This is a genomic window from Okeania sp. SIO2F5, from assembly GCF_010692685.1.
Lineage (GTDB): Bacteria > Cyanobacteriota > Cyanobacteriia > Cyanobacteriales > Microcoleaceae > Okeania > Okeania hirsuta.
The window spans coordinates 1-6,385 of record NZ_JAAHGU010000230.1 but is presented as its reverse complement, the minus strand read 5'-3'; the positions used below and the strand labels follow the sequence as shown (position 1 = coordinate 6,385).

4 protein-coding genes and 1 pseudogene are annotated in these 6,385 nt (G+C 33.4%); 1 reads left to right on the top strand and 4 read right to left on the bottom strand.

Going from position 1 to position 6,385, the window contains the following annotated elements; translation table 11 throughout:
* Positions 1-112 precede the first annotated feature (112 nt).
* From F6K27_RS31925 to F6K27_RS31910, 4 genes and pseudogenes are all read right to left on the bottom strand, one after another.
* Positions 113-391, bottom strand: a pseudogene (locus tag F6K27_RS31925) (transposase); the annotation flags it as partial.
* Positions 392-407: 16 nt separating this feature from the next.
* Positions 408-839: a transposase gene (locus tag F6K27_RS31920; RefSeq protein ID WP_287279867.1), complete on the bottom strand. Its 432-nt coding sequence runs from the start codon at positions 837-839 to the stop codon at positions 408-410.
* Between the two features lie 627 nt (positions 840-1,466).
* Positions 1,467-2,153, bottom strand: coding sequence for an N-acetylmannosamine-6-phosphate 2-epimerase (locus F6K27_RS31915; protein WP_287279865.1), 687 nt, complete (start codon positions 2,151-2,153; stop codon positions 1,467-1,469).
* A 642-nt stretch (positions 2,154-2,795) separates the two neighbouring features.
* A complete protein-coding gene (locus tag F6K27_RS31910) occupies positions 2,796-5,330 on the bottom strand; it encodes a GAF domain-containing hybrid sensor histidine kinase/response regulator (RefSeq protein ID WP_287279864.1) in 2,535 nt (844 codons plus the stop codon).
* Between the two features lie 152 nt (positions 5,331-5,482).
* Between F6K27_RS31910 and F6K27_RS31905 the strand changes: the two genes are divergently transcribed.
* The gene (locus F6K27_RS31905) at positions 5,483-6,049 is read left to right on the top strand and encodes a hypothetical protein (RefSeq protein ID WP_287279862.1); all 567 of its coding nucleotides are present in this window, start codon (positions 5,483-5,485) and stop codon (positions 6,047-6,049) included.
* Positions 6,050-6,385: the final 336 nt, after the last annotated feature.

Genomic DNA, 6,385 nt, shown 5'->3' with positions numbered 1-6,385 from the left:
ATTCATACAATGTTCCATACTCAACGTGATGATTCAAAATGGTAAACCCCAGAGCTACAAAGTAGAAATCTAGTTAACTTCCAACTAAGGGAGTTTTTGGCGATCGCTACTTTCATGCAACAAAGCCTGGCGGAATTGTGATTTTAGCTCCTTTGTGACTAGCTTTTTCATAGCACTTGCACTTGTCGTATGCTCCATCGCCCGAAACTTTTACTATTTCATCTTCAACTCCATCAAGCAAGTCAGAGAATACTTGGTCATCACTAACATCGTTGGTTGTTACTACAGCAGCAATTATTTCTCCTGTCGCTTTCCTTCGGAATGCTGCGCAAACATTTACCCCTAGATGTAGTTTACGCAATTTTACAGGTTTGCCTACACCGTCAATCCTGGTCTTCCATTCCCCTTCACCATATACTTTGACTCTCGTAGAATCTACTACGCTCGTGAGTCCCTTCTGCCTTTGGTATCACTGGTATAGTAATGTTTAACTTCCTGATCAGACGAGATACAGTGCTATGGTCTGGTACAGGTAAGTCTAGTTCCATCAAACTAAATATAGATTCGACAAATCCTTCTGTTTGTCGTCCTGCTAATCCAAACAAGCTACTCACAGAGACCATTAATTCAATAGCTACATTACTATAACTATTCGATGCTCCCCTAGGTCTTGTTTTCTGTTGGTTTACCCACTGCTCTATTACTTCAGGACTGAGCCAAAATGTCAGACTCCCTCTGTGCTTTAGGGAAGGATCATATTCAGACAAGTTGTTTACCCGGTACTTGGAATTAGACTTGGAGTTACTCAGATGTACTTCGGTGTAGGTTTTTCGTGTCATGCACTACTATTTTTACCCTATTTCCTTCCTTTGTGCAACAAAGCCTCAGTATTATTAAATATTGAGGAAGAAGAGTCAATATTTTCAGGTCTTTCGGAACGGAAAGTCCTTACTAATAATAATAAAAGAAACTATATCATTCCGATTAAACAGAATTTGATATAAGACTCTACAAAAAAGTCATTCTCTTCTCCAGTTTGATTATTTTTCCCCGTTCTTTGTTATATCTTTCACCCCTTGCTATTATCAATTTTTTTCCTCTTCTAGAAACCCTTGTAACTTACTATACACGGAGTAATATCAAATCCGGTTCAATACTTATTATATAGTTAGGGGAGATGGTCCGATTTAATATTGGGGTTTGCACATTATGGAATGATATTGCCAAAAATTGGTTTATATTTTGAGTAAAAAACCTAATATTAATCATTTTAGCAATTCTCAAACCCAAAATATTGTTCATCAAAAATCTAAAATAATTTGTAACTGTGCAACGCCCTTTCTTCTTCTTTTTTCCTTCTTTATTCTTTCTTTCCTCCTGAATTATGACTCATCCGTTATTTATTTATAAGTATTCAACCGGACATGATATAAAAGCGCATTAAATAATTAGCATATTCAGCTAATTTAAGAAATCATCTCCATTTTGTAAGCTTTGACTTTACTATCAATTCCTGTAATATCTGTCCCGACAACAACAGCATTCGCTCCTAAATTTATAGCTTTTTTTGCCATTGTGGGAGAAGCAATACCTCCTTCACAAATTGCTGGCACTTCTAAGTTTTTTACTATCTGTTTTAACAGCTCAAAACCAGGAGGAGATTTTGTGATTGTTTGCTCAGTATAACCATACAGAGTAGTGGCAACAAAATCCGCACCTTCTTCTACAGCTAGTTGTGCTGCTTCTATAGTATCTACATCGGCCATTACTGATTTTCCTAATTCATTATGAATACGAGTAATTAATGTTGCTAAAGTTTCTCCTCCCGGACGTTTTCTGGCAGTAGCATCAACAGCAATAATATCTGCTCCTGCTTTGGCGATCGCTTCTGCATCTGAAAATTGGGGCGTAATATAAACTTCAAATCCTGGTATTTGTTGCTTCCACAAACCAATAATTGGTTGAGTAATTCTCTGTCGCACTGCTCGAATATGGGATGGTGTATCTATTCTCACTGCTGAAGCTCCCTGATTTATAGATGCTTGTGCCATAGCTGCAATAACTTCTGGATGATTTAAAGGGGAGTCAGTGGGAGCTTGACAAGAAATGATTAAACCTTGTGGTAATGATAGATCGGAGTATTTATTAGTCATGGTTAAATAATTATTTTGTATAGATGTTAGAGCTGATTTATAGATTATAAGTAGAGATAAATTCATGTAGTCAGTATCAGGAATTATACCAATTTTATATGAGGCTGTACAGAATTAGGTGTTAGGTGTTAGGTATTAGACTTTATATCAAGTCCGGATAATTAGTAATAAAAAACTTTCTGATCCTCTTCCTTTTTATTCTCTCTTGACTCCTCCGTCGTTATTTATAATTATTCAACCGGATATAATATTAGGTTTTAGGTGTTATACCAATTTTATGTGAAGCTGCATTTATTAACTTGTATCTCCCGATCTACAATCAACTCTGATTAAAATATTATTCTATACAACTTCATATTAATTTGATATTATAGGAATTTTCACATAGATAGACTATAGTGGCTAAAGCATTTTTCTGTTCCCCACTCCTTAAGCAAAAATAATTTCGTAGTCTACTTAAATGAAAAGTGCTGTAAGCTCCACAAATAAAATATGATTATACCATTTTAAAAGTAATAGTAATAAGATATTTGAAAGTTTCAAATAACTATGAAAACAACAAAAGTTATTAAATACTTGAAACTTACTTATAGAAATTACCATACTGGTCAGGTATATTACCAATTACCTATGACTGAATTCTTATTTGGTCAGCAAGTCTATCATTTTACTCAATAAATATTCGAGATTAATTGGTTTAGTCAAACATTCATCTGCACCAACAGTATAACAATATTCCATATCTATTTGTTGATCAAAAGTAGTTAATGCCAGAATTTTTGGATTTTCACTACTATTTGTTGTGCGTAACTGCTGGATAATTTCTACACCATCCATTCCTGGTAATTGCATATCTACAATTACAGCAAGAGGTTGCAACAAAATAGTTTGCTCCACTGCTGTAGAACCTTCTATTATCCATACAACTTTTAATCCTGCTGCTGTCAAAATATCACAAATTACTGTGGCAATATCTTCTTCTTGCTCAATCAACACTACGCTACCTTGCAAGGATAAAATATTAGGTGATTTTTCTTCTTTTTGTTTTAATTCTTCATTTTTTAATGTTAGGGGTTGTGCTGGTAATTTCACTGTAAAAGTAGAGCCAAAATCAATAGCAGATTCTACTTCAACAATTCCACCATGAAGTTCTACTAATTGTTTTGTTAAAGCCAGACCTAAACCCGTACCACTTTGCTGACGATTATAAGGAGAATCTAGTTGTTGAAATTTCTTAAATAATAATGGTTTTTGCTCTTCAGAAATTCCTATACCGGTATCTTCTACTTGAAAAATTGCTGTATTTTTGTCTCTGATAACTTTAAGTATGACACTCCCCCCACTAGGAGTAAATTTAATTCCATTACTGAGAAGATTAAAGAGAATTTGTTTAACTCGCCTTTGGTCGGCAGTAAATAGATCTAGTTGTGGATTTATTGTTTGTTCTAAAGTTAATTTTACTTCGTTTTTTTCTGCTTTTTCTCTAAAAGTTTGCCAAAGTTCATAACTTAATTTAGAGAGAGAAAAATCACCGATATTTAAAACTGCTTTGCCAGCTTCTACTTGAGATAAATCTAGAATATCATTGATTAATTCTAGGAGATGTTCGCCACTATCATGGATTATTTGTAAATAATCTCTTTGCTTTTGTATTGGTATTGTTTTAGCTCCTCTATTGCCATAAGACCAGCGTAAAAGAGTTGAAGAAATACCAATAACACAAGTGAGAGGAGTGCGTAATTCATGACTCATTGTGGCTAAAAATTCACTCTTAGTACGATTAGCTGATTCTGCTGCTTGTAGAGTATCATAAAGTTCTTGAGTCCGTCTAGCCACTTGCTTTTCTAAAGTTTGTTTTTGCTTTTGCAATTCTTCATATAATTGAGCTTGGTAAATAGCGATCGCTAAGTGTTCTGCTATTTCTTTGAGAAATATTTTTTCATGATCTTGCCACTCTCGAATCGAACAGTGATGGGCAATTAATAATCCCCATAATTGTCGATTGACTATAATTGATACTACTAATTTAGCTTTGACTTGATGTTGTTGCATCAATTCTACTAAACAAGGAAATTTACCATAAACTACTTCTGTATCAGCTATAGCACGAACAAATGTTTTACTATATTTCACGATCGAGTTATGGGGAGGAAAAAAGCAGTTTTCTCCTTCACTTAAACCTAATACTGAAGAAATTTTTTCGGATGCTAATGCTTCATATTTAACAGTACCTTTTCTTTGATTGTCTGTTGTAATATTATTTGTTTTATTTGTTAATGATAAGGAATAATTAAATTGATAAATTAATAATCTATCAACTTTAATCAATTTTTGAACCTGCTCTACAGTCGTTGATAAAATTTCTGGTAGTTCTAAACTTTGACGAATTTGAGTTGTGACTTTATTCAGAAGTATCTCTTGTTCTAGCTGTTGGTTTAGAGCCTGCTCAATAGGTTTACATACTAATGGATATTGTTGATTATTCAGTATTGAATCCGGTCCTGATAATCCATAAATACCAACTATTGAATCATTTATTGATAGTAAATTTGATGTCTGAGAATAAGATTTTTTTTTCTTGATTGTTTGACTACTTGTTTGCTCTAAAATAGAATCTATATTTTCATTAGAAGTCAATAATTTTAGTAATTTCAAGGTAAATTCATCCTGGAGATTTGGATTATTGACTTTCAGGTTATTTATTTGAGATTTAATTTGAGAGATGAGCGCTGAGTTACTATTATCTTCTTCTATAATATTAAAAATCTGGTATACAAAAAGTGTGATTGCCTCTGGGTCAAAAGTTAAACCTACATTAAATTTGAAATTTCCCACATTTTCCCTTGAAAAAGGAAAGGTAGAAGAGTTAGATTGTAAATTATGATCTTTTTGTCGGTCTTCTGTCTTCTGACTTTGATTATCTGATGACTCCTTGACTATTGTGCCCCACAAAAGTCCATTAAACTCCTCTGAAATAACTACTGTAAATTTTAGGTCTGGGAATTTATGAGATTGGGTGGTGGCAAGTATATCTTCCGTAATTAATATAGTCTTCAAACCTTGAGTTGTTTGTTGCAATAGCTGACTTAAAAGCTCAAGGGTATTTAAAGGTAAAATTAAGTTTGGTTTTGCAGGTGGAAACTGGGCATCCCCGGTGATTTTGGATAAAATGGCCATAAGAATATTCCGGACCAGGACAAAGAGTATTGCTTATGTAATTATTAAGCTTTTTTTTATATTTTAGATTATTTAATCTAACTGTAAATTTATCCAAGTTAACATATTCTCATAGCATATTTTTTCATACTGCTTATTCTTCATTATTTTCAATGACCAACCTAGTTCAGCTTACACTCTATTCCACTGTTGGAAACTTACCCTTCCACGATTTTCAAGTTAATACTACTACTTTAGTAAAAAAAGTAGCAGAAAAATTTCGACAACAACCAGAATTACCAGGAGTTATCATTACTAAAAGTACAAAAATGTTGGGTATGATTTCACAAGTCAGATTCTTAGAGTATATGAAATCACCAGGAAATAAAGACTTTTATTCTAGGCAACCTGTTAGCGAATTGTTAGATTTTCTTAGCACTCCTCCTTTAGTTCTTTCTGAAAATTTTCAAATTAATGCTGCAGTACTAACTGCCCTAAATAGACCAAAAAATTATATTTACGAACCAATAATTATAGTGTTGTCGAATGGCAATTTAAGATTGATAGATTTACATGATTTACTATTAGCACAATCGGAAATTTTAGTAAAAGCGTATAACATGATTCAAGATAAAACGGAGAAATATAAATCAGAAATTTCCGAATTATTTCCTCAATACGAGGATAATAATGATGAACCTACTGGTTTGCTGTTAGATTCAAAATCTCTGATCGAATAAATTAAAAACAAACTCAAACAGTGAAATAATAAGTCAAACTAACTGATAAAAAAAAAGCTGATTTTTGATCTATTATTTCAATATTGTCTAATTGTTTCCAACAAATTTCTTAGGCGGTAGATGGTAGGGGCTTTGTTGCACAAAAGATGATGTTTAGGGTAAAAATAAAGAAGTCAAGATGGTACACGAAACTACACTCAGCAGATATGAGTAAGAGTAAGTCTAAATCCAACTCCAAGTCCTTGTATCGACTCAAAAACTGGTCTGAGTATGATGCCTCCTTAAAGCAGCGAGGGAGTCTCACTTTTTGGCTGACTCCAGAGGCCATGGAGCAGT